This window comes from Bradyrhizobium sp. 62B (assembly GCF_030272265.2).
GTDB lineage: Bacteria > Pseudomonadota > Alphaproteobacteria > Rhizobiales > Xanthobacteraceae > Bradyrhizobium.
The window spans coordinates 4,519,665-4,543,874 of the sequence record NZ_CP092841.2 but is presented as its reverse complement, the minus strand read 5'-3'; the positions used below and the strand labels follow the sequence as shown (position 1 = coordinate 4,543,874).

25 protein-coding genes, 1 tRNA gene and 1 pseudogene are annotated in these 24,210 nt (G+C 65.7%); 19 read left to right on the top strand and 8 right to left on the bottom strand.

Annotation, left to right across the window (positions count from 1 at the left end; all coding sequences use genetic code 11):
• The first annotated feature begins 105 nt into the window (after nucleotides 1-105).
• From ML401_RS21550 to ML401_RS21540, 3 genes are read left to right on the top strand one after another with little or no spacing between them, the layout of a single operon-like run.
• Nucleotides 106-1,464: an MFS transporter gene (locus ML401_RS21550; RefSeq protein WP_285806825.1), complete on the top strand. Its 1,359-nt coding sequence runs from the start codon at nucleotides 106-108 to the stop codon at nucleotides 1,462-1,464.
• Complete coding sequence (locus ML401_RS21545) at nucleotides 1,461-1,958, top strand: GAF domain-containing protein (protein WP_285806824.1); 498 nt, start codon at nucleotides 1,461-1,463, stop codon at nucleotides 1,956-1,958. Before ML401_RS21550 ends, ML401_RS21545 begins: the two co-directional genes overlap by 4 nt.
• 17 nt (nucleotides 1,959-1,975) lie before the next feature.
• Entirely contained in the window at nucleotides 1,976-3,223 is a 1,248-nt protein-coding gene (locus ML401_RS21540) for an amidohydrolase family protein (RefSeq protein ID WP_285806823.1), read from the top strand.
• A gap of 36 nt (nucleotides 3,224-3,259) precedes the next feature.
• Here ML401_RS21540 and ML401_RS21535 read toward each other — a convergent pair whose 3' ends face one another.
• The 3 genes from ML401_RS21535 to ML401_RS21525 are packed head-to-tail and all read right to left on the bottom strand — an operon-like array spanning nucleotide 3,260 to nucleotide 6,352.
• Nucleotides 3,260-3,496, bottom strand: a complete 237-nt coding sequence (locus ML401_RS21535) for a zinc-binding dehydrogenase (protein ID WP_285812717.1) — start codon at nucleotides 3,494-3,496, stop codon at nucleotides 3,260-3,262.
• Complete coding sequence (locus ML401_RS21530) at nucleotides 3,406-4,239, bottom strand: NADPH:quinone oxidoreductase family protein (protein ID WP_285806822.1); 834 nt, start codon at nucleotides 4,237-4,239, stop codon at nucleotides 3,406-3,408. The genes ML401_RS21535 and ML401_RS21530 overlap by 91 nt, the downstream gene beginning before the upstream one ends.
• Nucleotides 4,240-4,294: 55 nt before the next feature.
• Nucleotides 4,295-6,352 (bottom strand): ATP-dependent helicase, encoded by a 2,058-nt coding sequence (locus ML401_RS21525; RefSeq protein ID WP_285806821.1) that lies wholly within the window; start codon nucleotides 6,350-6,352, stop codon nucleotides 4,295-4,297.
• A 121-nt stretch (nucleotides 6,353-6,473) separates the two neighbouring features.
• On the opposite strand from ML401_RS21525, the gene ML401_RS21520 reads away from it, so the two are divergent.
• Complete coding sequence (locus ML401_RS21520) at nucleotides 6,474-7,064, top strand: TMEM175 family protein (RefSeq protein WP_211419123.1); 591 nt, start codon at nucleotides 6,474-6,476, stop codon at nucleotides 7,062-7,064.
• Nucleotides 7,065-7,073: 9 nt separating this feature from the next.
• On the opposite strand, the gene ML401_RS21515 is transcribed toward ML401_RS21520, so the two are convergent.
• Complete coding sequence (locus tag ML401_RS21515; RefSeq protein ID WP_285812716.1) at nucleotides 7,074-7,454, bottom strand: YciI family protein; 381 nt, start codon at nucleotides 7,452-7,454, stop codon at nucleotides 7,074-7,076.
• Between the two features lie 197 nt (nucleotides 7,455-7,651).
• Between ML401_RS21515 and ML401_RS21510 the strand changes: the two genes are divergently transcribed.
• Together ML401_RS21510 and ML401_RS21505 are read left to right on the top strand one after the other, a co-directional pair.
• Complete coding sequence (locus tag ML401_RS21510; protein WP_194402935.1) at nucleotides 7,652-7,837, top strand: hypothetical protein; 186 nt, start codon at nucleotides 7,652-7,654, stop codon at nucleotides 7,835-7,837.
• A gap of 23 nt (nucleotides 7,838-7,860) precedes the next feature.
• Nucleotides 7,861-8,064, top strand: coding sequence for a hypothetical protein (locus ML401_RS21505; protein WP_194402934.1), 204 nt, complete (start codon nucleotides 7,861-7,863; stop codon nucleotides 8,062-8,064).
• Between the two features lie 10 nt (nucleotides 8,065-8,074).
• Here the strand turns inward: ML401_RS21505 and ML401_RS21500 are convergent, their stop codons facing one another.
• Nucleotides 8,075-8,788 carry an ABC transporter substrate-binding protein gene (locus ML401_RS21500; RefSeq protein WP_285806819.1) on the bottom strand — a complete coding sequence of 238 codons (714 nt, stop codon included), beginning with the start codon at nucleotides 8,786-8,788 and terminating at the stop codon, nucleotides 8,075-8,077.
• A 337-nt stretch (nucleotides 8,789-9,125) separates the two neighbouring features.
• On the opposite strand from ML401_RS21500, the gene ML401_RS21495 reads away from it, so the two are divergent.
• The 6 genes from ML401_RS21495 (at nucleotide 9,126) to ML401_RS21470 (ending at nucleotide 14,479) form a co-directional block, all read left to right on the top strand.
• Nucleotides 9,126-11,537, top strand: a complete 2,412-nt coding sequence (locus tag ML401_RS21495) for an ATP-binding protein (RefSeq protein WP_285806818.1) — start codon at nucleotides 9,126-9,128, stop codon at nucleotides 11,535-11,537.
• Between the two features lie 343 nt (nucleotides 11,538-11,880).
• Nucleotides 11,881-11,954, top strand: a tRNA-Gly gene (locus tag ML401_RS21490).
• Between the two features lie 287 nt (nucleotides 11,955-12,241).
• A complete protein-coding gene (locus ML401_RS21485) occupies nucleotides 12,242-12,373 on the top strand; it encodes a hypothetical protein (RefSeq protein WP_285806817.1) in 132 nt (43 codons plus the stop codon).
• Between the two features lie 63 nt (nucleotides 12,374-12,436).
• Nucleotides 12,437-12,889 (top strand): DUF2231 domain-containing protein, encoded by a 453-nt coding sequence (locus ML401_RS21480; protein WP_259212773.1) that lies wholly within the window; start codon nucleotides 12,437-12,439, stop codon nucleotides 12,887-12,889.
• Nucleotides 12,886-14,223, top strand: a complete 1,338-nt coding sequence (locus tag ML401_RS21475) for a sorbosone dehydrogenase family protein (protein WP_211419129.1) — start codon at nucleotides 12,886-12,888, stop codon at nucleotides 14,221-14,223. The genes ML401_RS21480 and ML401_RS21475 overlap by 4 nt, the downstream gene beginning before the upstream one ends.
• Before the next feature lie 52 nt (nucleotides 14,224-14,275).
• Nucleotides 14,276-14,479: a hypothetical protein gene (locus tag ML401_RS21470; protein ID WP_194402839.1), complete on the top strand. Its 204-nt coding sequence runs from the start codon at nucleotides 14,276-14,278 to the stop codon at nucleotides 14,477-14,479.
• 3 nt (nucleotides 14,480-14,482) lie between these two features.
• Here the strand turns inward: ML401_RS21470 and ML401_RS21465 are convergent.
• Nucleotides 14,483-15,417 (bottom strand): annotated as a pseudogene (locus ML401_RS21465) (sugar kinase).
• A 30-nt stretch (nucleotides 15,418-15,447) separates the two neighbouring features.
• Nucleotides 15,448-16,443 (bottom strand): SPFH domain-containing protein, encoded by a 996-nt coding sequence (locus ML401_RS21460; RefSeq protein WP_285806816.1) that lies wholly within the window; start codon nucleotides 16,441-16,443, stop codon nucleotides 15,448-15,450.
• A 102-nt stretch (nucleotides 16,444-16,545) separates the two neighbouring features.
• Between ML401_RS21460 and ML401_RS21455 the strand changes: the two genes are divergently transcribed.
• From ML401_RS21455 to ML401_RS21425, 7 genes are all read left to right on the top strand, one after another.
• Nucleotides 16,546-17,310, top strand: coding sequence for an NUDIX domain-containing protein (locus tag ML401_RS21455; RefSeq protein ID WP_285806815.1), 765 nt, complete (start codon nucleotides 16,546-16,548; stop codon nucleotides 17,308-17,310).
• Between the two features lie 266 nt (nucleotides 17,311-17,576).
• Complete coding sequence (locus ML401_RS21450; protein ID WP_285806814.1) at nucleotides 17,577-18,974, top strand: MFS transporter; 1,398 nt, start codon at nucleotides 17,577-17,579, stop codon at nucleotides 18,972-18,974.
• A gap of 119 nt (nucleotides 18,975-19,093) precedes the next feature.
• The gene (locus ML401_RS21445) at nucleotides 19,094-19,921 is read left to right on the top strand and encodes a 3-keto-5-aminohexanoate cleavage protein (protein ID WP_285806813.1); all 828 of its coding nucleotides are present in this window, start codon (nucleotides 19,094-19,096) and stop codon (nucleotides 19,919-19,921) included.
• 136 nt (nucleotides 19,922-20,057) lie between these two features.
• Nucleotides 20,058-21,257, top strand: a complete 1,200-nt coding sequence (locus tag ML401_RS21440; protein WP_285806812.1) for an MFS transporter — start codon at nucleotides 20,058-20,060, stop codon at nucleotides 21,255-21,257.
• A gap of 166 nt (nucleotides 21,258-21,423) precedes the next feature.
• Nucleotides 21,424-22,653, top strand: coding sequence for a CaiB/BaiF CoA-transferase family protein (locus ML401_RS21435; protein ID WP_285806811.1), 1,230 nt, complete (start codon nucleotides 21,424-21,426; stop codon nucleotides 22,651-22,653).
• 163 nt (nucleotides 22,654-22,816) lie between these two features.
• Nucleotides 22,817-23,032 carry a hypothetical protein gene (locus tag ML401_RS21430; protein ID WP_194402831.1) on the top strand — a complete coding sequence of 72 codons (216 nt, stop codon included), beginning with the start codon at nucleotides 22,817-22,819 and terminating at the stop codon, nucleotides 23,030-23,032.
• Nucleotides 23,033-23,130: 98 nt separating this feature from the next.
• Nucleotides 23,131-23,523: a RidA family protein gene (locus ML401_RS21425; protein WP_285806810.1), complete on the top strand. Its 393-nt coding sequence runs from the start codon at nucleotides 23,131-23,133 to the stop codon at nucleotides 23,521-23,523.
• Nucleotides 23,524-23,525: 2 nt separating this feature from the next.
• On the opposite strand, the gene ML401_RS21420 is transcribed toward ML401_RS21425, so the two are convergent.
• Entirely contained in the window at nucleotides 23,526-24,188 is a 663-nt protein-coding gene (locus ML401_RS21420; RefSeq protein WP_212068132.1) for a TetR/AcrR family transcriptional regulator, read from the bottom strand.
• Nucleotides 24,189-24,210: the final 22 nt, after the last annotated feature.

The following is a 24,210-nucleotide window of genomic DNA, read 5'->3' as shown; positions in this document are numbered from 1 at the left end:
AGTGATGTACTAGATCATGATTATAAATTATGACGATAATATCTCTTTGTCTATGGTTTCCCCAGGGAGTTGCGGAGGCCGGGCCGCCGGACAGAGGGGACTGACATGTCGATGATCTCGGCGCGCATCGAGCGCCTGCCATACGCGCGCTTCCACACGCACCTGCTGTTGATGGGCGGGCTCGGCTACATGTTCGACGCGATGGACGCGGCCGTGCTGGCGTTCATCCTGCCGGTGCTGCGCACCGCCTGGAATCTGACGAGCGTGCAGATCGGCGTGCTCGGCAGCAGCACTTATATCGGCTTCCTGTTCGGCGCGCTGCTGGCGGGCACGCTCGGTGATCTGATCGGCCGCCGCGCGGTCATGATGTCGGCGCTGGCGCTGTATTGTGCCGCATCGATCGTCAGCGCCGCAGTGGACAGCTGGTCGTCGTTCTTCGCCGCCCGGGTCGTCGCGGGCATGGGCACCGGCGCGGAAAGCGCGATCATCGCGCCTTATCTCGCCGAGTTCGTGGCGCGGCGCTTCCGCGGCAGCTTCACCGGCGCGCTGGCGGGCTTCTTCTCCTTCGGCTTCGTCGCGGCCGCCTTGCTCGGCTATTTCATCGTTCCCGCCTATGACAATGGCTGGCGCATCGTGCTGGTGATCACCGCGGTGCCGGTCGTCATGCTGCTGTGGTGGCGCAGGGCGCTGCCGGAATCGCCGCGCTGGCTGGAAAGCCGGGGCAGGGTGAAGGAAGCCGAAGCGGTGCTGGACAAGATCGAGGCCGGCTTCGCGCGCCAGGGCGTTGTCCTGCCGCAACCGCTCGTCGAAGCCGCAGCGCCCGCCGGGACCGGCGGGACGCTGCTCGCCAATTTCGCCGCATTGCTGGCGGGCCGGCAGGCGCGCATCACCATCATGACCTGGATCATGTGGCTTGCGATCACCTTCAGCTATTATTCCTTCTTCGTCTGGATTCCTGGCCTCTTGGTGCAGAACGGCATGAGCATCACCAAGAGCTTTGCCTATTCGATCGCGATCTATTGCGCGCAGATCCCCGGCTACTTCAGCGCCGCCTGGTTCAACGAGCGCATCGGCCGGCAGGCGACGATCGCCTCCTACATGGTGCTCGGCGGCATCAGCGCGCTCGGGCTCGCCTTCGCGCAGACCGACCAGCACATCATGGTCGCCGGGATCTTGCTGTCGTTTTTCATGAACGGGACCTATGCCGGCGTCTACGCCTATACGGCCGAGGTGTTCCCGACGCCGGTGCGGACCACCGGCGCCGGCCTCGCCTCGGCGATCGGCCGCATCGGCGCGATCGTCTCGCCGATCCTGGTCGGCTACCTCTATCCCAATTTCGGCTTCGCCGGCGTGTTCGGCATCACCACCAGCGTCCTGCTGATCGGCGCGCTCACCGTCGTGGTGATGGGCGTGCCTACCCGCGGCCGTTCGCTGGAAGACATCGCCGCGGGCGAAGTCGCATGAGGCAGACGACATTCCGGGCCGATCCGCTGCTCTGCGCTGTAGCGGCTGCGCAGGGCAGGGTGGATCAGCCCGATGCGCTGTTCTCGGCGCTGGACCAGGCCTTGAAGTCGGCGATCGGGCACAAGCTTTTCACGATCCTCACTTATGACGACGGCAGCGGGGAAGCGGCGCGGATCTATTCCAATCTTCCTGGGCCTTATCCGACGGGCGGACGCAAGCGCCTGGCGCCCGGCCCGTGGACCGAGGCCGTGCTCGATCGCGGCGAGGCCTATGTCGGCTACACGATCGACGATCTGCGCCACGTCTTCGCCGATCACGAACTGATCGCTTCGCTCGGCTGCGAGAGCGTGCTCAACATGCCCGTGCGCTGGCGCGGGCGCACGCTCGGCTCGCTCAACCTGCTCCATGAAGCGGGCTGGTACGGCGAGGACGATGCCGCCGCGTGCCTTCCGTTCGCCCAGCTCGCCTTGCCCGCGCTGCTCAAACAGTCCTGACCAGACAGGAAACGACCATGCCCAGCACCCTCTTCAAGAATGCCGCTCTGCTCGATCCGCTTCAGCCGGATCTGCTGGAAGGCCGTCACGTGCTGGTCGAGGACGACGTGATCAGGGAGGTCTCGGACCGGCCGCTCAATGTCACCGTCGATCGCACCATCGACCTGAAGGGCAAGACGCTGATGCCCGGGCTGATCGATCTGCATGTGCATGCGATCGCGGTCGAGCTCAATCTGGCGCAGCAGGTGCACATGCCGAACGTGCTGGTGACGCTGCGCTCGACCCTGCTGCTGCGCGGCATGCTCAGGCGGGGCTTCACCACGGTGCGCGATGCCGGCGGCGCCGGCCACGCGCTGAAGCAGGCGATCGAGACCGGCCTCACCGACGGCCCACGGCTGTTCGTCTCCGGCCGCGCGCTCAGCCAGACCGGCGGCCACGGCGACATGCGGGCGCGCTCGGATTACCTCGCCAGCGACGCGCCATGTCCGTGCTGCGTGCGGGTCGGCGCGCTGGCGCGCGTGGCCGACGGTGTCGACGGCGTGCGCAAGGCCGCGCGCGAAGAGCTGCAGATGGGCGCCGACCAGATCAAGATCATGGCCTCCGGCGGCGTTGCCTCGCCGACCGATCCGGTCGGCGCCTTCGGTTACTCCGAGGACGAGATCCGCGCCATCGTCGAGGAGGCGCGCGGGCGTCAGACCTATGTGCTCGCCCATGCCTACACCGCCGCTGCCATCGAGCGCGCGGTTCGCTGCGGCGTGCGCACCATCGAGCACGGCAACCTGGTCGATGCGCCGACCGCGCGCCTGATGGCCGAGAAGGGTGCCTATGTGGTGCCGACGCTCGTCACCTACGAGGCGCTGGCGAACGAAGGCGCCCCATACGGCCTGCCGCCGGAAAGCGTCGCCAAGATCGCCGATGTCCGCGACGCCGGGCTGCGCTCGCTTGCGATCTATCGCGACGCCGGCGTCAAGATGGGGTTCGGCAGCGACCTGCTTGGCCCCTCGCAACGCCTGCAGAGCGACGAATTCCGCATTCGCGCCGAGATCCTCGGTCCCCAAGCGGTGATCGCCAGCGCGACAGTGATTGGCGCCGAGGTGCTCGGCATGGAAGGCAGGCTCGGCCGGATCGTACCCGAGGCCATCGCCGACCTGCTGGTGGTCGACGGCAATCCGCTGCGCGATGTCACCTGCCTGCTCGGCCAGGGCGAGCACATCCCGATGGTGATGAAGGCGGGCAAGGTCCAGTTCGACAGGTTGAGCGCGTAGCCGGTGCTACCGCCACATCCCGCGCGGCGATGCGTCCTATTTCGAGATCCGCACGACCATCTTGCCGAGCGCCCCGCGCGTCTGCATGGTCCTGAACGCGTCCCGGAAATCCTCGAGCGCGAAGACGCGGCCGACCACGGGCTTCAGCTGGCCGTCGGCGAGCCAGCCCGTCAACTGCGACATCAGGTGCTTCTGCACCTCGGGCTCGCGCACCGGAATCTGCGGAGGTCGACGCCGAGCAGGGCGCCGCCTTTCAGCAATGGCAGGTTGAATGGCAATGCCGGAATCGCACCGGCCGCAAAACCGACCACGAGGTGGCGCCCGCGCCAGGCGATGGAGCGAAACGCTTGCACCGAGATCTCGCCGCCGACGGGATCGAAGATCACGTCCGCGCCGTGTCCCCCAGTCAATTCCTTCAACATGTCCCGCCAGCCGGTCTGCGTGTAGTCAATCACAGCGTCGGCGCCGTGTTGTTGCGCGAACGCGCGCTTGTCTGGCGTCGAGGCCGCTGCGATCACGCGGGCGCCGAGCAGTCTGCCGATCTGGACCGCCGCGATTCCCGTGCCGCCGGCCGCGCCCAGCACCAGCAGCTGTTCGCCTGCGCAGAGCGAGGCGCGTGCACTGAGCGCATAGAGCGCGGTCAGATAATTGGCGCGAAACGAGGCGGCGACCTCGGCCGCAACACCGTCCGGCAGCGGGTAGACCGCTTCGGGCTTGACGACGATCTCCTCGGCGAGCGCACCAGACCGCGTCATGCCCATCACACGCATGCCCGGCTCGAAACCGCCGGGTGCGCCGGGAGCCTCGGTCACAACGCCTGCGAACTCCGTTCCCGGAATGAAGGGCAGGGGATCCTTGGTCTGATAGCGTCCCTCGATCTTCAAACCGTCGACGAAGCCGATCCCGGCGGCCTCCACCCGGACACGCAGCTGTCCAGGCTCGATGCGCGGGGACGGAACGTCCTTCAGCTCGATCTGATCGATGGGGGCGTATTGCTCGACGACGACGGCTTTCATGTCAGACCTCTGTGTTCCACTGATCCTGACAGGTCTCGCGACCGGCCTCTTGCGTCTACCGCCACATCCCCCGCATCCGCGCCCCGATGTCGATCTTGGGCCCCTGCGCCGCGGTGCGGGCTGCACCTGCGGCGGACTTCGGCCAGGCGGTGCGCTCGAACAGATAGACCAGCTGCTCCGGGATGAAGCGGGTGCGCGAGGCGTAGACGTGGCGGTCGCCCTTGGCGGCCTGGCCATGGACGAAGAAGCGCTGGGGCACGACGAGGTGCAAATCGTCCTTGGCCCGCGTCATCGCGACGTAGAGCAGGCGGCGCTCCTCCTCGAGCTCGGCGCTGGTGCCGGCGCCGAGGTCGGAGGGCATGCAGCCGTCGACGACGTTGAGCACGAACACGGACTTCCACTCCTGGCCTTTGGCCGAGTGGATAGTGGAGAGGATCAGATAATCCTCGTCGCGCAAGGGCGGACCCGATTTGTCGCTGGTCGCGTCCGGCGGATCGAGCGTGAGCTCGGTCAGGAATTTCTCGCGCGAGGGATAGCCGCTCGCGATCTGTTCGAGCTGCATCAAATCGGCGCGGCGCGTCTCGGAATCCTCGTGGAGGCGATCGAGATGCGGCTCGTACCACAGCCGGACGCGTTCGAGATCGACGGGCCATTCCGAACAGCGCAAGTTCTCGACCGTGCGGACGAAGGCGATCCAGTCGTCGCCGGTGCGTGCCGGCACCGGGAGATGGGCGAGCGCGTGCAGCGGGTCCATGCTTTCCGCCATCTGGTCGAGCACGCGCTGCGCGGTCGCGGGGCCGATACCCGGCAACAGATGCAGGATGCGGAAACCTGCGACGCGGTCGCGCGGATTCTCGGCGAAGCGCAGCAAGGCCAGCACGTCCTTGACGTGCGCGGCGTCGAGGAATTTCAGCCCGCCGAATTTCACAAAGGGAATGTTGCGGCGGGTCAGCTCGATCTCGAGCGGGCCGGAATGCGAGGACGTCCGGAACAGCACCGCCTGGTGCTTGAGCAGCGCGCCTTGCTCGCGGTTCGCCAGGACCTCCTCGACGATGTAGCGGGCCTGGTCGGCCTCGTCATGCACGGTGACGAGCTGCGGCTTGTGCGAGGCGGTGCGGTCGGTCCAGAGGTTCTTGGTGAAACGCTCGCGTGCGAGTCCAATGACGCCATTGGCCGCGGCGAGCACGGCCTGGGTCGAGCGGTAGTTGCGGTCGAGCGTGATCATCTCCGCGCGGGGCGAGAAGCTCTGCGGAAAATCCAGGATGTTGCGCACGGTGGCGGCGCGGAACGAGTAGATCGACTGTGCGTCGTCGCCGACCACGGTGAGCCCGCGTCCGTCGGGCTTGAGCGCCAGGAGGATCGAGGATTGCAGGCGGTTGGTGTCCTGATATTCGTCGACCAGCACGTGGTCGAAGCGGCCGCCGATTTCTTCCGCGATCAGCGCATCGCTCATCATCTGCGACCAATAGAGCAGCAGATCGTCGTAATCGAGCACATGCTGGGCCTGCTTGGCCTCGACATAGGCTGCGAACAGGCCCTTCAGCTCGGCGGCCCATCCCGCACACCAGGGATAATGCTGGCCGAGCACCTTCTCGATCTCCATCTCGGCATTGACGCAGCGCGAGTAGATCGACAGACACGTGCCCTTGGCCGGAAAGCGGCTCTCGGTCTTCGACAGCCCGCGCTCGTGCCGGACCAGGTTCATCAGGTCGGCGGAGTCCTCGCGGTCGTGGATCGTGAAGGCAGGGTCGACGCCGATCCGCTCGGCATATTCGCGCAGCAGCCGCGCGCCGATGCCGTGGAAGGTGCCGGCCCAGGTGAGGGCATCGCGCATGATCGCGGCGTTGTTCTCGCCCAGCACCTTGCGGGCGATGCGCTCGACCCGGCCGGCCATCTCGGCCGCCGCGCGTCGGGAGAATGTCATCAGCAGGATGCGGCGCGGATCGCTACCTGCGACGATCAGATGCGCGACGCGGTGGGCCAGCGTGTTGGTCTTGCCGGAGCCGGCGCCTGCGATGACGAGCAGGGGGGCGCCCACGGTCGCGCCGTCGGCCACGCCATGCTCGACGGCGCGGCGCTGCTCCGCATTGAGCGTGTCCAGATATGTTGCCACGAATCGCCCCGGTGAAAGGCCGAGAGTCGGCGATCCCATCGCGAATCGCAATGCGGCTGGACGGAACCGGAATTAGGATTTAGGGGAGGACGGCCCGAAGTTCCAGCTGCGCACACCCGACATGACCGAGCTCAAGCCCGACCAGTTCGAGATGCGGCGGCTGGAATCGCTCAGCAACACCATTTTCGGTGTCGCCATGACGCTTTTGGCCTACGACCTGCCCAAGGCCGCGGTGTTCACCAGCGCCCCCGACTGGAGCGACCTCGCCCATGTCTATTCCGGCAAGCTCGCCGGCTTCGCGCTCAGCTTCATCATCGCCGGCGTGTTCTGGATCAGCCATCACCGGCGGCTGGCGCGCCAGCCGGTCGGCAGCCGCGGCGGGGTGATCCTAAACCTGTTCTTCTTGCTCTCGATCGTGCTGCTGCCTGTCACCAACGGCCTCTACACCAATTACGGCATGAGCAATGCGGTTGCGGTGCTCTACGGCCTGCACCTCACCGCGATTGCCGGGCTCAATGCCTGGCTGTGGTGGACGATCCTCGGCAGCTGGCGCCACGAGATCATGGCCTCGCTGTTTCCGCTTCTGGTGTTCATCCCCGGCACGATCGTGGCGGCATTTGCGCCGCACGTCGCGCCTTTCGTCTGGTTCATCGCCTTCGGCGGGCTCCTGATCCAGCGCTTCTATGGTGCGCGGACCGGGCCGGGCGGCTAAGGCTGCGCCTCACCCGGACGTCGCGCCGAACCCATCGGCCGGCACGTAAAGCTTGACCGGGCGGATTTCGTAGACCGCGGTCGGATTGACCGCACGCAGCTTCCGCGCCGCCGCGATAGCCTCGTCCTCCGTGGCGCATTCCATCAGATGGAAGCCTAGGAGCTGCTCCTTGGTCTCGGCAAACGGCCCGTCCAGCACCATGCCTGCACCCGGGCCACGCAAGGTGCGCGCCTTTCGGGTCCCATCCAGACGGGCGGCCGGCCCAAACTGTCCGCTTGCCCGCAAGGGCTCCTGAACCGCGATGACCTTGGCCACGACCGCGGCGTCATGCTCCGGCGTCCAGGACATGACCTCGTCTTCCACATGGTAGGCCAGAATGGCGTAAAGCATCGTCACCTCGTTGTTTTCTGCACAGATCCCAAGGACGTCCCACCGCAGGCGGTGCCGACATTCCCGAAGCAAAATATTGCGCGGGCCGCAAGCGACGAAACCGTCCTGAAACCCGATTGCGGCCCGGCCGCGTGAACGCCCCCGGAAGCGGTCGCGACTGATGACCACAAACAACAAGATTTCTGCTGGAGGCGGCAATGTCGGGTCACATCATCAAGATCATCTGCGACGCGCGTCGGGCCGGACGATCGGAGACGGCCGATCTACACGACCAAAGCGGTCATCACCGCTATTACGGCAGCTCGGCCGAGAATGGCGGCGAGCGCATCGTGGAAAGCCGGCGCGGCAAGCGCCCGCGTGCACCCGGCGGCTGCGGCGTCTGAAGCCTCACGACACCGTTTCCTGCATGGACCTTCTGCAAATATCGATCGCGGCGATGCCGTTTCTCGTCTCGCTCGTGAGCCGCAACGGCAAGGCCATCGCGCCGTGCCTGCTCGCGAGCATCTTCACCGTGCTGCTCGGCGGGGAGCCTCACCGCGCAGTCGTGGCCTGGTGTGTCGGCATATTGATCGCAGCCGTCGCATTGCGCGAGCGGCTTCGGATGAGCTGACTGACGGCTCTCACGGCCCGCTCAGGACCTGCTTGACCAGAACCTCGCGCAGCGCCGCCAGTTCGCCGCTCGCCTCCATCTCAGCGATCACCTTGCCCACTTTCGGCACCAGATCGCGATGGCGTTCGTGCAAATAGTGGTAGATGTGGATGCGCTCGAGCGGTGGCGAGAGCGGGTAGATCCTGGCCTGCAGATTGAGTTTCCTCACCGCGGCAAGGCCGCTGAAGAGGTCGGTGACCATCACGTCAAAGCGGTCGGCGTCGAGCATCTTGACCATGTTGTCGAGGCCGGTGGTCGCCGTGACGCGGGCCATGCCGCGCGTGCCGGCTTCCGAGGAGCCGACGCCGCGGACGATGCCGATGCTGTAGTCCTTGATTGAATCCCAGCCGGCGACGTCGAACCGGAGCTTGGTCGCGAACACTGCGGGCTCGATGTAGTTGATCGCCGGCGTGACCTGGACCAGCGTCGGGTAGTCGCGCGAGAGCGTTCCGATCCGCTGGATCTCGCCGTCGACCTCGCCGGCGCTCGACAGTGCGAGCGCGCGCTTGCCGGGGACGTCCTCGAACTCCAGCCTGATGTTCAGCTTCGCATAGACAACCCGCAGCATCTCGCCGCCGACATATTGATCGGGGATGTCGGCGATGCGCGCCAGCCGGATCACGTCCTGCGCCTGGGAGGGACCGGCTGCGAGCAACGACAGGCAGGCGACCATCAGCCGCCACATGAGGCGCCTCCTTCGGTTGCTACCACTGGATTCGGACGCCCGCGCGATCTACCGGAAGTGGGCACCTGGGGGCCGGCAACCGTTACCGCTTGCCCTGCGAGCGACTCCGCACTTTCACCGATGTCATTCTAGCACGCGCAGTGGTAGTTTGCGCGGGTATCCTGCTGCTGGGCGCAAGACATGACTTGTCGACCTCAAGCCGCCCACGGGCCGACAGGATGATTGCGCGCGGGGTGACGAGGCGGGCGTCTCAACTCCTGGATTGCTACTTTTGGATTGCTCGAGACTGCAGCCGGCTGGCCGGAGCAGGGAGCCGCCATTTCCGAGGATGTGGTGCATGGCCAACGCAGGCGACGAGGACCCCAAGCGCAGCCGCGCCGTCGCGCCGGCGGCTGCGAAGCCGGGTCTGACCGGCGTCGGGACCACGCTCGCAGCTCCGACGTTCCCGTCGCTGCTGTCACGGCTCTTCAACTGGTCGCGCAGCGGCGTCGGACCACGGCTCCTCGCCGCCGTGCTGCTGTTCTCTTCGGTCGTGACGCTGACGCTGACTGCGCTTCAGCTCTATCTCGATTACGATCGCGAGGTCGCCCTCATCGAGACGCGGCTCGACGAGATCGGCCGCAGCACGACCGGCAGCCTCGGCGAGAGCCTGTGGAATCTCGACCAGAACCAGCTCAAGCTCCAGCTCGACGGCATCCTGCGGCTGCCTGACATCCGGGCCGCCGAAGTGCGCGAGATCGCCGATCGTCCCGATCCGATCCGCCTTGCGGTCGGCGAGCCCAGCACCCGCTCGGTGGTGACGCGCGACTATCCCTTGAACACGACAGTGCAGGGGACCGCGCGCGAGATCGGCCTGCTCCACGTCGAGGCGACGCTGACCGACATCTATCAGCATCTGCTCAACCGGGCGCTGGTCATCCTGGCCAGCCAGGCGGCAAAGACATTCCTGGTCTCGCTGTTCATCATCTACATGTTCCATCTGCTGGTGACGCGGCATCTGGCCGCCATCGCCGAGTTCGTCAGCAAATACAGCCTGGCGCGGCCGCCGCCGCCTTTGCGCCTGGAGCGCCGGCCGCCCTACGAAGCCGACGAGCTCGACAAGGTGATCGACGCCTTCAACGCAATGTGCGCGAACCTCGAGCACGCCTATGGCGAGCTGCGCGAGGCCAATGCAAATCTCGAGCGCGATCTGAAAATCCGCCGGCGCGCCGAGGAGGACGCGCGGGCGAGCGAAGAACGTTTCCGCGACTATGCCGAGACCGCATCGGACTGGTTCTGGGAGACCGGCCCGGATCATCGGTTCACCTACCTGTCGGACCGGGTGGTCGCCTTCGGCATGGATCCCAAGGTTCGGGTCGGCACGCGCCGCATCGATACCGCGCTCGACCGCGAGACCGAGCCCGAGAAATGGCGCGCGCACCTGGCGACGCTGGACCGTCACGAACCGTTTCGAAAGTTCGAATATCGCGGGCATGACACCAAGGGCCGGATTCATCATTTCAGCGTCAACGGCAAGCCGGTCTTCGATGCCGACGGACGCTTCACGGGCTACCGCGGCTCCGCGACCGACCTCACCGCGCAGCACGAAACCGAGGAGCGCTTGCGTCAATCCCAGAAGATGGATGCGATCGGCCAGCTCACCGGCGGCGTCGCGCACGATTTCAACAATGTGCTCACGGTCATCACCGGCACCATCGAGATCATCCGGGACGGGCTTGCGGACAAGCCCGAGCTGGCCGCGATCGCGCAGCTGATCGACGATGCGGCCGCGCGCGGCGCCGAGATCACCTCGCAGCTCCTGACCTTCGCGCGCCGCCAGCCGCTGGCGCCGCGCGAGATCGACGTCAACGCGCTCGTGGTCGAGACCGCGAAGCTGCTCAAGCCGATCCTCGGCGAGCATATCGAGATCGACATCCGGCTCGCCGACGACGCCTGGTCTGCGATGGCGGATCCCTCGCAGCTCTCCTCCGCAATCGTCAACCTCGCGGTCAATGCACGTGACGCGATGCCGGGGGGCGGCAGGCTCACCCTCGAGACCGCGAACCGGGAGTTCGAGGGCGCCGGCAGCGCCGCCGACGGCGACGCCGTGCGCGGCGCCTTCGTGATGGTCGCAGTCGGCGACACCGGCCACGGCATCCCGGCCGACATTCGCGACCGGGTGTTCGAGCCGTTCTTCACCACCAAGGGCGTCGGTCGCGGCACCGGGCTCGGGCTCAGCATGGTCTACGGCTTTGCCCGCCAGACCGGCGGCACCGTCGCCGTCGAGAGCGAGGAGGGGGCCGGCACGGTGATGCGGCTGTTCCTGCCGCGGTCGAAGGGCGAGGCGCCGGCCAGGGCGACGCCGGTTCAGGCGCCCGTCACGGCACGCGGGCAGGAGACGATCCTCGTGGTCGAGGACGATCCGCTGGTGCAGGGTTATGTCATCGCCCAGCTCGGCAGCCTCGGCTATCGCACGCTCGTGGCCGGCGACGGCGCATCGGCGCTGGCGCTGGTCGACCAGGGCGCCAAATTCGATCTCCTGTTCACGGATATCATCATGCCCGGCGGCATGAACGGGCGGGAATTGGCCGACGCCGTCCGGCTCCGCCGGCCGGGCGTGAAGGTGCTCTACACCTCCGGCTACACCGACGATGCCATCGTCCACGAAGGGCATCTGGATCCCGGCGTGACGTTGCTCGGAAAGCCCTACCGGAAGTCTGAGCTGTCGCAGAGGATTCGCGAGGTGCTTGCGGGCGAGCCGCCGGCCTGAGCCGCGCGACCGACAGAAAGGCCGGCGACGAAAAAGGCGCGGCGGGGAAGCCCCGTCGCGCCCGATTTCGTGCTCGCTGGTCCAGGGCTGAGAGCGCCCCGATGCCAAGCCTTATTCAGAGCTTAGCGGGCGATCCCAGCGAGGTGACAGCGCTTGGTAAAAGACACTGGATCACCTCCTTTCGTTGGTTGCGGAAGATTTCAATATAGGCGGCATTGCCGCCGCTGTTAAGGGGCGATGGTCCGGGAAGGAACCAGGGGAATTCGCAAGGCTGAGAACGCACCCGAAAGCGGCGTCCTGGTAGTTGAGACCGCCGCCCGGCCGTGTTAGGGAGCCCCGTAGCGCGGGTGTAGCTCAATGGTAGAGCAGCAGCCTTCCAAGCTGAATACGAGGGTTCGATTCCCTTCACCCGCTCCAAGCTTCTGAGCGCATTCAGGCCTGATCCAGGTCAATGTCCCGCGTGCCGGATGGTCTATCCGTTGGTCGCAACTTCGGGACGACCACGACATGACCGACAAGCCGATCGACTGGACGCCGGACCTTTCTCTGCCGACCTCCAAATCCACCGTCCAGCACTTCATCGCAAATGCCGGCGGCGACCGCCTGGAGATTGACACACGCCCTGGGGTGAGGCCGATCTCACCGTCAACGGCCAGTCGATCGCGCACATCGCGACGGCACCGAGCGCCGGGGACGCATTTCGGGTGCTCGAGACGATCGCGGAAGATTTCGAAGCCGGCAAGGAAGTAAGCAAGGAAGCCGGCAAGGATTCGCGCCTGGATCAGGTGATCGAGGATGATGAGGTCCGCGCAAGGCTGGGCCTGCCGCGCAGCTAGGAACCATCACCCCGCGCACGAGTTGGCCGGTCGGGCAGGACCGAAACTCACACGAGGCCGACCGTGCAGCAAGACGTGCGCGTGCGCACCACCGCGCAGATCGCGGGTCATCCCATTCATCCGATGCTCGTGCCGATCCCGATCGCGTGCTTCGTCGGCGCGCTCCTGACCGACATCGCCTATGTCGCCAGCGCCGAGATCATGTGGGCGGATTTTTCTGCATGGCTTCTGCTCGTCGGCGTCGTCTTCGGCGTGCTGGCGGCGATCGCGGGCCTGACCGATTTCCTCGGCAACCGCCTGGTGCGGGCGCAGACGCCGGCCTGGCCGCATCTGATCGGAAACGCGCTGGCGCTGACCCTCGCCATCGTCAACGCGCTGATCCACACCCGCGATGCCTGGACCTCGGTGTGGCCGACGGGGCTCGTTCTGTCGGTGCTCACCGTCCTGATCCTGCCCGTCACCGGCTGGCTCGGCTGGGCCCTGGTCTACCGCCACGGCGTAGGAGTTGCGCGATGAGATCGAAGCTTGCCCGCGCGCTGCTGTGCTCCTCGCTGCTGCTCCTGGCTGGTTGCGATGACGGCAGCGGCGATCCCAAGGCGCAAATTGGCGCCAACCCTAAGCTGCCCGACATCCAGCAATATCTGCTGCCGCCCATGCACATCGCGCGCATCGTCGGCTGGAAGAAGGACGAGACGCCTTCCGTGGCGGAGGGCTTGCAGATCAAGGCCTTCGCGACCGGCCTGCAGCATCCGCGTTTTCTTTACGTGCTGCCCAATGGTGACGTGCTGGTGGCCGAATCCAAGGCGCCGAAGGGGGCCGGGATCAAGCGGCCCAAGGAGATCGTCATGGGATATATCGAGTCCTGGGCGACCTCGGGCGGCAACGACACCGGGCCGGGCAACCGCATCACACTGCTGCGCGACAGCAATGGCGACGGCGTGCCGGATACGCAAAGCGTCTTCCTCGAGCAGCTCAACTCGCCGTTCGGGATCGCGCTGGTCGGCAACGAGCTTTATGTCGCCAATGCCGATGCGATCGTCAGATATCCCTATACGGAAGGCGACACCAAGATCACCGCGCCGGGCACGGTGCTGACGCCGCTGCCGGGCGGGCCGATCAACCATCACTGGACCAAGAGCCTGGTCGCCAGCCCCGACGGCTCGAAACTCTATGCCGGCGTCGGCTCCAACAGCAACATCACCGAGAACGGCATGGAGGCCGAGCACAATCGCGCCGCCATCCTCGAGGTCGACCGTGCCAGCGGGCGCTGGCGTATCTTCGCAAGCGGCCTGCGCAATCCGAACGGGCTCAGCTTCGAGCCGCAGACCGGCGCGCTGTGGACGGTGGTGAACGAGCGCGACGAGCTCGGTCCCGATCTCGTCCCCGACTACATGACCTCGGTGAAGGACGGCGGCTTCTATGGCTGGCCCTACAGCTATTACGGCCAGCACGTCGATCCCCGCGTCAAGCCGCAGCGGCCGGATCTCGTCGCCAAGGCGATCGCTCCGGATTACGCCCTGAGCTCGCATGTCGCACCGCTCGGGATGGCCTTCAACACCGGCTCCGCTCTGCCGGCCGCTTATCGCGGCGGCGCCTTCGTCGGCGAGCACGGCAGCTGGAACAGGCAGGTGCTGAACGGCTACAAGGTTGTGTTCGTGCCGTTCACGGACGGCAAGCCGAGCGGACCGGCGCAGGACGTGGTGACCGGCTTCCTCAACAGCGACAACAAGGCACGCGGCAGGCCCGTTGGCGTTGCCATCGACAAATCAGGCGCGCTGCTGGTCGCCGACGACAGCGGCAACACGGTGTGGCGCGTCACCGCCGCGCATCCGCAACTGACGCAACGTTAGACGCGCGGGCGCGTTATCCGGCAGATGGATTCTGAAACCCAGGAGTTGGACAATGGGCCTCGCTCAATATGCCATCGTGCCGGTGCAGGACGAATGGGGCGTGCTGCACGACGGCGACGTCAGGAGCAAATACGCCACCAAGGAGGCTGCCTTTGAATCGGCGGTTGCCGCCGCATCCCTCGCGCTTCGTGAGGGGCATGAGGTGCATGTCAGCGTGCCCGGCCGCGAAGCCGGCGAGAACGCGCTGGGCAGTTAGCCATCACACGATCAATCGGCCGCGCCGCGCGGCAATTCCGATTGCAACCTCGGCGCCGGCATTGAAATCGAGGCGGTCGGCTTCGACGCCGTCACTGAAGATCACGCCGTTTTCCGGCATCAAGGAACGGATGCGCAATTGCTCTGCGGGAGCGAGCCGGCCGCAGACGAGATTGGTCTTGGAATGGCGGCTGGGGAAGGGCTCGCGTACCGCGAAGCGCAGCTCGGCCGCGTCCCAGGGCAGCGCCTCGTAGCCGCTGAGCAGGGGAGGCTGGCCAAAGCTGCCGGCAATGGCAAGCGAGCCGGTGACGATGCTCTTGAACCAGGCGGTCGATCCGAGCCCGGTCGAAACAATCAGGCCGCTGGAAGACTGCCGCTCCATGGCACCGCCGGCGGTGAGCTCGTAGATCGCCGAGACATGCGTACGGGCGCCGATGAAGAGGTCGTTGACGGCGTAGAGCATCTGGCCGTCGCCGAGCCGTGCTTCCGCCATCGTCACGGCCTGGCTGCCGCGCTTGTCGGCGGCAACCTCCGGCAGGAATTTCGCGAGGTCGCGCGGCGCGAAGGGAAGCAGAATGCCGTCGTGGCGCGCGGGGTCGGGGTTGAGCCCGATCAGGGGATGGTCGTTGAGATATTTCATCGTGTTGGCGACGAGGCCGTCCTGGCCGAGCACGGCCACGATGTCGTCGGGCCCGAAGATGAAATTCGGCAGGAAGCTGCGATCGATGATCTGATAGCGCCCCCATTGCTCCAGCACCTGCAGCGTGGTGCGGTGCTGCGCCCGATAGACTTCGTGCTCCCGCTCATAGTCGGAGAAGTCGGCGCCGAGATGCTCGACATAGAAGCGCGCCTGCGCCGCCGTCAGTGGCGCGCGATCAGGTCCTCCAGCCTGGTCTTGCGCGTCACCAGCACGACCTTGCGGTCATTGGCGGCGGGCATTGGCGGCCTCCGTCGGCTTCGGCTTCTCCATCAACTGGCTGAGCAGGTCCGGAGAGACGTTGAGCTGGCCGATCTTCTCGGCCTTCTCAGCGATGCCGGAGAAGGCTTGCGCGAGGCTGACCCGGTTGCATGCCGGCGGCGGAGCGCCTGGATCACGCGGGTGTCGACACCCTCGAAGATCTTCATCAAGGCACCGACGCGATAGGCTTCGGCGTCAGCCAGCGTCCTGGTGCTTTCGGCGTTGAGGCCGACGAAATCCTTGCGCTTGCCTTCCAGCACGATGTCCGCCGCCATGCCGGCCTCGCGCAGCTCGTTGCGCTTGGCGGCCACGCTCGCCTCGGCGTCCATCTGGGTCTCGCGGATCGACCGCTTCTTCTGCTCGACCGCGATCTCGGTGTCGAGCTCGCTCTCGCGAATGGCGCGCTCCTGCTCGACGGCGAAGTTGCGCCGGGCGAAGATGGCCTCGTCCGCGGTCTTGAGGATCGCTTCGCGGGCTTGCGCCTCCAGCGCCTTCGCGGTGTCCGGCGTCGGCTTGATGCCGCGAACCGACACGCCAAGGATTTCGAGCCCGAGGGAGGCGATATCGGCGCGCTGCCTCAATCCGCCCGCGATGATATCGGCGATGCGGTCGGACGCCTGCAACGCGTCCCTCAGCGTCAGTTCCTTCACCGCTTGCTGGGCGAGGACCTCGACCGTGCCGAGGATGCGTTCCGGCAGCTTTTCCGGATCGTCGCTCTCATAGGTCTTGCCGTCCGCCTTCAGGGTGAAGTCGAGCATCGAGACAGCCTTCTTCGGGTCGCTGATGCGATAAGTCACCTGACCCTGGACGGTCAGCGTCTGGAAGTCGCGCGCGGTCTGCTCGAAGATGAAGGAGGCGTCGCGGCTGCCGATCGGCACCGCGACCAGCATGGTCGCCGGCGCGTAATACAGCGTGGAAAGACCGGGGCCCTCGGCGACGATGGCGCCGCCGCGATACTTCATCAGATAGGTGGTGGGCTGAGCCTTGATGTATCTGACGCCGAACATGGCCTGTCTCCGGTAAACGTTATAAGTGTGTCTGAACAACTAAGTAAGTTGGACTGTACAACTAACTATGCTAGTGTCAAGTCCTGGCAGCGGAGTTTGGCGATGGCAGGCGAGGCGCTTGGCAGGGGTCTTGGCAAGGATTTTGGCAAAGGCGTTGGCAAGGACATTGGAAAGTCGCGGCAATTGGACTTTCCGCGTCCCCTGACGACAGTCGACGTCGTGATCTTCGTGATCCTGGATGACAGTCTTCAGGTGTTGCTGGTGCAGCGACCGACGGACGAGGGCGAGCCGTTTCCGTCGGCCTGGGCCTTGCCGGGCGGCTTCGTCGATGTCGCTAAGGACAGCGACCTCGCGGCCTGCGCGGCCCGCAAGCTGAGGGAGAAGACAGGTGTCACCAGCCCCTATCTCGAACAACTCGGAAGCTGGGGGAGCGCGACGCGCGATCCGCGGGGCTGGTCGGCGACGCACGCCTATTTCGCGCTGATCCCGGAGGCGGCGCGCGCGCTTCCGCCGGATGCGCGCTGGTTTCCAATTCGTGGGGGCAAGCTCAAGGACAGGCTCGCCTTCGATCACGGCGAGATCCTGGCAACCGCAATCCAGCGCCTGCGCAACAAGGTGGAATACACCTCGCTGCCGGCCTATCTGATGCCGGCGGAATTCACCCTGCCGGATCTGCAGCGCGTCTACGAGATCGTGCTCGATCGCCCGCTCGAGAAGAGCGCCTTCCGGACCCGCATCCTGTCAGCCGACATGATCGAGCCGGTGGCCAGGATGCGGCGCGGCGCCAACCGCCCGGCGCAGCTCTATCGCCTGAAGAAGGATAGCGAGCCCGTGTATTTCGTGCGGACGTTCAATCCGCCGGAATGATCTCGCCGCGACATGCTGGGCTGCCATTCGGCGAGCGCAACCGCGGCGCGGGGCAGCGCTCCGGCCTAGATAACATCATGTTAGGTTTATCGCATAACAGGGTAATTGTGTTACCCGGGCGATAGCCTATTGTCGCAACCAATCAAACATCCATCGGCAGTGACAAGCGCTCGCGAAAGTCTCGCGGAGCGCCGGGAGAGTGCTGCCCAATTTTCCAGTGAAGCCCGCCAACGGGACATCAGCAAACCCGGGAGGAATTTTCCGAGATGACGACCGCTCGCGCGACCCACGATATGAGTCAGTCCAGGAAGGCTGCTGCCAGCGGCTGGATCGGATCAGCCCTCGAATATTATGACTTCTTCATCTATGCGACCGCGGCGTCGCTGATCTTCCCGCAAATCTTCTTCCCGTCGGACAATCCCACCGTCGCGATCGTCGCGTCGCTGGCGACTTATGGCGTCGGCTACGTGGCCCGGCCGATCGGTGCCTTCGTGCTCGGTCATTGGGGCGACACCCATGGCCGCAAGACGGTGCTCATCGTCTGCATGTTCCTGATGGGCATCTCGACCATGGCCGTTGGACTTCTGCCCACCTATCAGCAAGTCGGCATGCTGGCGCCGATCCTCCTCGTCATCCTGCGCCTGGTGCAGGGATTTGCCGTCGCCGGTGAAATCTCCGGCGCGAGCTCGATGATCCTGGAGCACGCGCCGTTTGGCCGGCGCGGCTTCTATGCAAGCTTCGCGCTTCAGGGAGTGCAGGCGGGACAGATTCTCGCAGCAGCCGTCTTCCTGCCGCTGGCCGCCTATATGCCCACCGATGCCTTCAACAGCTGGGGTTGGCGGATTCCCTTCCTGCTCAGCTTCTTCGTCATCGTCGCTGGCTATATCATTCGCCGCGAAGTCGATGAGACCCCCGCCTTTGCCCGTGAGGGCGAGCGGGGAGAAACGCCGCGCGCGCCCATCGTCCAGGCCATCAAGCTGAGCTGGCGGGACATGCTCAGGGTCATCTGCATGGCACTGATGAACGTCATTCCGGTGGTGGCGACCATCTTCGGCGCAGCCTACGCGGTGCAGCCGGCCTATGGCATCGGCTTCGCCAAGGACGTCTATCTCTGGATCCCGGTGCTCGGAAACATGCTGGCCGTGTTCGTCATTCCGTTCGTCGGCCATCTCTCCGACAAGGTCGGCCGCAAGCCTCCGATCATCGTGGGCGCGTTGCTCTCGGGCCTGCTTGCCTTCGGCTATCTCTACGCCATCAGCATCAGGAACGTGCCGCTGGCGATCACGCTCTCGCTGCTGATGTGGGGCGTCGTCTACCAGGGCTACAACGCGATCTTCCCGAGCTTCTACCCGGAGCTGTTTCCGACGCGCACCCGGGTGTCGGCGATGGCGATCTCGCAGAACATCGGGACCACCATCACCGCGTTGCTTCCGGCCCTGTTCGCCACCGTGGCGCCTCCCGGCTCGGCCAACATCCCCTTGACGGTGGGCGCGATCGCCTTCGGCATCACGGTGATCGCCGCGCTGGCGGCGGTCTCGGCGCGGGAAACCTATCGGATCAGCATCGACGATCTCGGCAATCCCAAGGCCGTTCCGATGCCGCGGGCGGACTATGAGCGGCAGCGCGCGGAAGCGGCGAGCGGGGCGGCCGCAATTCCGACCTGATGGAGACGTGACGAGGCAGCCGCTGCGAGCCATGATGTTTGCAGCGGCAGGGCTTCATGCGCTACTTAACAATCTATTCGACTTTGTGCGCGCGAGCGCGATCATCATGAGGTCCAGGGATGAACCCCGTCGTCGTTGCTGTTGCCATCACCGGCTCCGTTCCGCGCAAGAAGGACAATCCGGCGGTGCCCATCCTGCCGTCCGAGCAGGTCGAATCGACGCACCAAGCCTTCGAGGCCGGGGCCACGCTTGCCCACATCCATGTTCGCAACGACGACGAGACGCCGTCCTCGGATCCCGAGCGCTTTGCCCTGGTGCAGGAGGGGATCAGGAAGCATTGTCCTGGCATGATCGTCCAGTTCTCGACTGGCGGGCGCGGCCGCGATCCTTCGGCACGTGGATCCTCGCTTTACCTCGAGCCGGACATGGCATCGCTATCCACCGGCTCGGTGAACTTTCCGACGATCGTCTACGAGAACAGCGCCGCTCTGGTCGAGACTCTCGCGACCGGCATGAAGGCGAATGGCGTCTTGCCGGAGATCGAGATCTTCGACCTGTCGCATCTGCATGGTGCGCGCCGCCTGATCGAGGCGGGGCTGATCAATCCGCGTCCGCATGTGCAGTTCGTCATGGGCGTCAAGAATGCGATGCCGGCGGATGAGCATGTCCTCGACATTCTCCTCCAGGAGCTGAAGCGGCTGATTCCGAAAGCGACATGGACCGCGGCCGGGATCGGACGTCATCAGGCCGAGGTCATGGGCTGGGCGCTGGCGCGGGGCGCCGACGCGGTCCGGACCGGGCTCGAGGACAATATCAGGGTCGACAAGACGCGCCTGGCCGGTAGCAACGCCGAGCTCGTGACCATCGCTTGTGAGGCCGTCACGCGCCACGGCCGGCGCGTCGCAACCGCGGCCGAGGCGCGATCCTTGCTCGGAATCGCGGCGTAAGGGACGGCGCTCCTCCGCCTGACATGCTCCCGGCTGCCTTCTGCCATTCGGCGGCCGGCGTTCCCGCGCCCTGAGTCTCCGGCTAAGAGAGGTGTCACGGGCGCGATCGCGCCTGCCGGGCAGGCGAACGTTTGGAATGCGTTTCTTGAAATCTGACAGCAGGCTGATCGGCGTCCTGCTGGTGCTCGCCATCACGCAGCTGATCGGATGGGGCACGATCGGGCTTCCTGCCATCGTCGGGCGCGATCTCGCCGCCGATCTCGGCATGAGCCTGCCGGCGGTGTTCGCCGGGACATCCGTTCTCTATGTCGCGATGGGCCTGTGCGCGCCCTGGCTCGCCAAATCGTTCACACGGCATGGCGCGCGGATCGTCATGATGGTCGGCACGGTCGTCACCGCGCCGGGCTTCGTGCTGCTGTCCCTCGCGCGCGAGCCGATGCTCTATTTCGCCGCCTGGATCGTGCTCGGCGTTGCCGGCAGCGCCACGCTGTCGACCGGCGCCTATATCATGCTGAACGAGATCGCCGGGCGGCAGGCCAAGAACGCGATCGGCGCCCTGATGCTGGTGACGGGCCTGTCCAGCAGCATCTTCTGGCCGACGACCTCGTTCCTGAGCGGTCACCTCGGCTGGCGGGGGACGTGCCTCGTCTATGCCGCGATGATGCTCCTCGTCAGCCTGCCGCTCTACGCACTCGCACCGCGCCGGAAGATCGTGGGGGATGGTGCCGGCGAGCCGGTCAAGTCGGCGCTGCCGCCCACCATTCCCAGGAGCACCTTCGGCCTCGTCGTCGCCGCGATCACGCTGAACGCCTTCGTCAATTTCGGCATCAGTGCCATCATGATCGAATTGTTGCGGACGGAAGGGCTGGCGCCGGCTCAGGCACTTCTGTTCGGCTCGATGCTGGGCGTGATCCAGGTCAGCGCCCGCGGGCTGGATCTTCTCGGCGGCGGGCGGTGGGACGGGATCACGACCGGGCTCGTGGCCGGCACGGCGCTGCCAATGGCCATGTTGCTCTTGATGCTGAGCGAGGGCGCGACCTGGGCGGTCGCGGCCTTCATCCTGCTCTACGGCGCCGGCAGCGGCGCGATGGCGGTGGCGCGGGCCACCATCCCCCTCGTGTTCTACGACCAGGCCGAGTTCGCCAAGGCGATGTCGATGATCGCGCTGCCGCTCAATCTGGCGTCTGCGATCTCGCCGCCGCTCCTCGTCGGCCTGCTGACCGAATTCGGTAGCCGCGGCGCGCTCGGTCTCACGCTGGTATTCTCCTGCGCGACGGTGCTGATCCTGGTGCTGCTCGCACGGCGCCGGCCGCGGGTGGTTGCGGCGGTAACCTGAGCCAATATCGTGGCGCGGAAAGTGCTGATGGAATGCTCCCCGTACCCGGCATGAGATAGCCGTATGCCGCCAGTGCAGGGCTCAGCGCGCCAAAATGGTGTATCCGCAAGGGATACGGCCGCTTCGAGCCGCCGCACCAAGATCCAGTTCCCCGGAGGAAGCTTACATGTCGGCCCTGCCGCTCTCAGGCATCAAGATCCTTGACCTCACGCGCGTCCTTGCCGGGCCCCTGTCGGCCCAGATGCTGGGCGATCTCGGCGCGGAGGTGATCAAGATCGAGCGGCCGGGCACCGGCGACGACGCGCGCGCATTCGGGCCGCCCTACCTGACCGACCCGGAAGGAAAGGCCAACAACAACAATTCCTTCTACCTCTGCGCCAACCGCAACAAGAAGTCGGTGACCGTCAACATCGCCACGCCCGAAGGGCAGGCGATCATCCGCGAACTCGCCAAAGACGTCGACGTCTTCATGGAGAATTACAAGGTCGGCGATCTCAAGCGCTACGGCCTCGACTACGAGACCATCAAGGCGATCAACCCCGGCATCATCTATTGCTCGGTGACCGGCTTCGGCCAGACCGGACCTTACGCGCCGCGCGCCGGCTATGACGCCATCCTGCAGGCGATGGGCGGGCTGATGAGCGTCACCGGCCACATGGACGGCGAGCCGGGCGAGGGCCCGATGAAGGTCGGCCCCTCCATCGTCGACTACATGACCGGCATGAACACCTCGATCGGCATTCTCTCCGCGCTCTATCACCGTGACGCCAATGACGGGCAGGGCCAGCACATCGACGTCTGCCTGTTCGACACCGTGATCGCGTCGCTGTCACACTGGCTGCAGATCTACCTCGTCAACGGCAAGACCCCGCCGCGCCGCGGCACCTGGGGCAATGGCGGCATGCCGGCCGGCGTGTTCCGCTGCACTGATGGCGAATTGATGCTGGTGGTCGGCAATGACGGCCAGTTCCGAAAGACCTGCGCCGTGCTCGGCGAGCCGGAGCTCGCGAACGATCCGCGCTTCGTCAAGAACAACGACCGTGTCGTGCACGGCAAGGAGATCATGGCGATCTTCGCCGGCCTGTTCCTGAAGCAGCCGGTGGCCTACTGGCTGGAGAAGCTGGAGGAGGCCGGCGTGCCCTCGGGTCCGATCAACAATTTCGAGCAGGTGTTCTCCGATCCGCACGTGCAGTCGCGCGGCATGCGGGTCAAGACGCAGCACAAGTTCGAGCCCGAGCTCTCCCTGATCCGCAACGCGCTGACCCTCTCGGGCACCCCCATCACCGAATACCGCGCCCCGCCGCTGCTCGGCGAGCACACGCAGGAGGTGCTCGGCGGCAAGCTCGGCTATGATGCCGGGAAGATCGAGGAATTGAAGAAGCAGGGGATCATCTAGCGCATTTCTCCCCTTCTCCTGTAAGCCGAAAGGGGAGCGACGCTCGGCCTTGCCTGAGACTTGCGGGCCATCCCCAGATAAGTCCGGTCCGTAGTCGCACAGGCTTCCGCTTTGCGCGCGACTCTGATTCGATCTCTCCACTTGAGTTCGGGGAGGGAATTGAATGTCCTACACGATCGGGTTCCAGGCGAAGAACCAGAAGTCCATTCTGGCGACCGAGGCGGCCACCGCCAATCAGGCCGTCGCCATCGTCGCCGCGCTGCGGCAGAGTGCCGACGAGATCAAGTTCATCCGCTCGCCGCAGGAAGGCGAGATGGGTATCGAGATGCTGCTGCTGCTCGCCAAGGAAGAGGCCGAGGAAATGCCGCAGCGGGCCTGACACCGCCGCTCCACCACACTTCGATCGGAAGCGAAGCATGTCGGCGGACGAATAGTGTAATCAGCCGTCACTCTCGCTCGAACCGAAGGTGGCCGGCCATGAAACGCGAAGCGCTCCGTGTCGAGCCGATCTCGACCTTTCTCGATCGCGCGAAAGCGCCGACCTCGCCGGTGACGCGCGCCGGAAACATGATCTTCGTCGCCGGCCTGCCGCCGTTCGACCCCGAGACGGGCGCGATCGGAGCAATGGCCATCGAGCGGCAGAGCGAGATCATCATGGAGCAGATGAAGCTGTGCCTCGCGGCGGCCGGCGCCTCGCTCGACAACGTCATGAAGTGCAACGTCTACTGCACCTCGACAAGACACTTCGCCGCGTTCAACGCGGTCTATGCCCGCTATTTCCCTGATGATCCGCCGGCGCGGATTTTCGTCTGCACGCCGGAATGGTTCGGCCCGTTCGACGTCGAGATCGACTGCATCGCGATGATGTGAGGTCAGCGCGCCGCGACCTTCGCCGCCGGCTTCGTCTCCGCCTTGCCCGCCGTCAGCGCCATTGTTGCCACGCTGACCACGCGCGCGACGACATCCTCGACGTCGTCGAGGTCGCATTTGCCTTCCGACAGTTTGGTCAGCCGCTCGCTTTCGCGGATGGTGTGGTGCGCCATCGCGAGCGCGAAGTTGAGGCCCCAGTAGATGTCGACGTCGCTGCGCTCGGGCAGGGCGCGGCGCATGGCGCCTGCGAATTTCCTCAAATGGTCGATCTCGCGGTTCTTGATGCGGCGGATCGGCGGCACGGATTCGATCGAGGCGCGGATCATGAAGCGCGCCGCGGTCGAGCGCTGGTTCTCAGGCCCGAGGCAGCCGCGCAGCGTCGGACCGACGAGGGCGCGCAGGATCACCTCGATCGGCGCGCGGCCGCCGCCTTGCTCTTCCGCCGCCTTCAATTCGCGCAGGCGTTCCCGGTTGGTGGCGATCGAGCGCGTGACGAATAATTCCGCGATCAGCTCGTCCTTCGAGCCGAAATGATAGTTCACTGCGGCGAGGTTCACGCCCGCCTCTGCGACGATGTCGCGTAGCGTCACGTCGCTGAAGCCGCGATCGGCATAGAGCCGTTCGGCGGCGGTCAGAATGGCAGACCTCGTATGATCGCTGGCCATGGCTCTTTTCCCGTCATTCCGG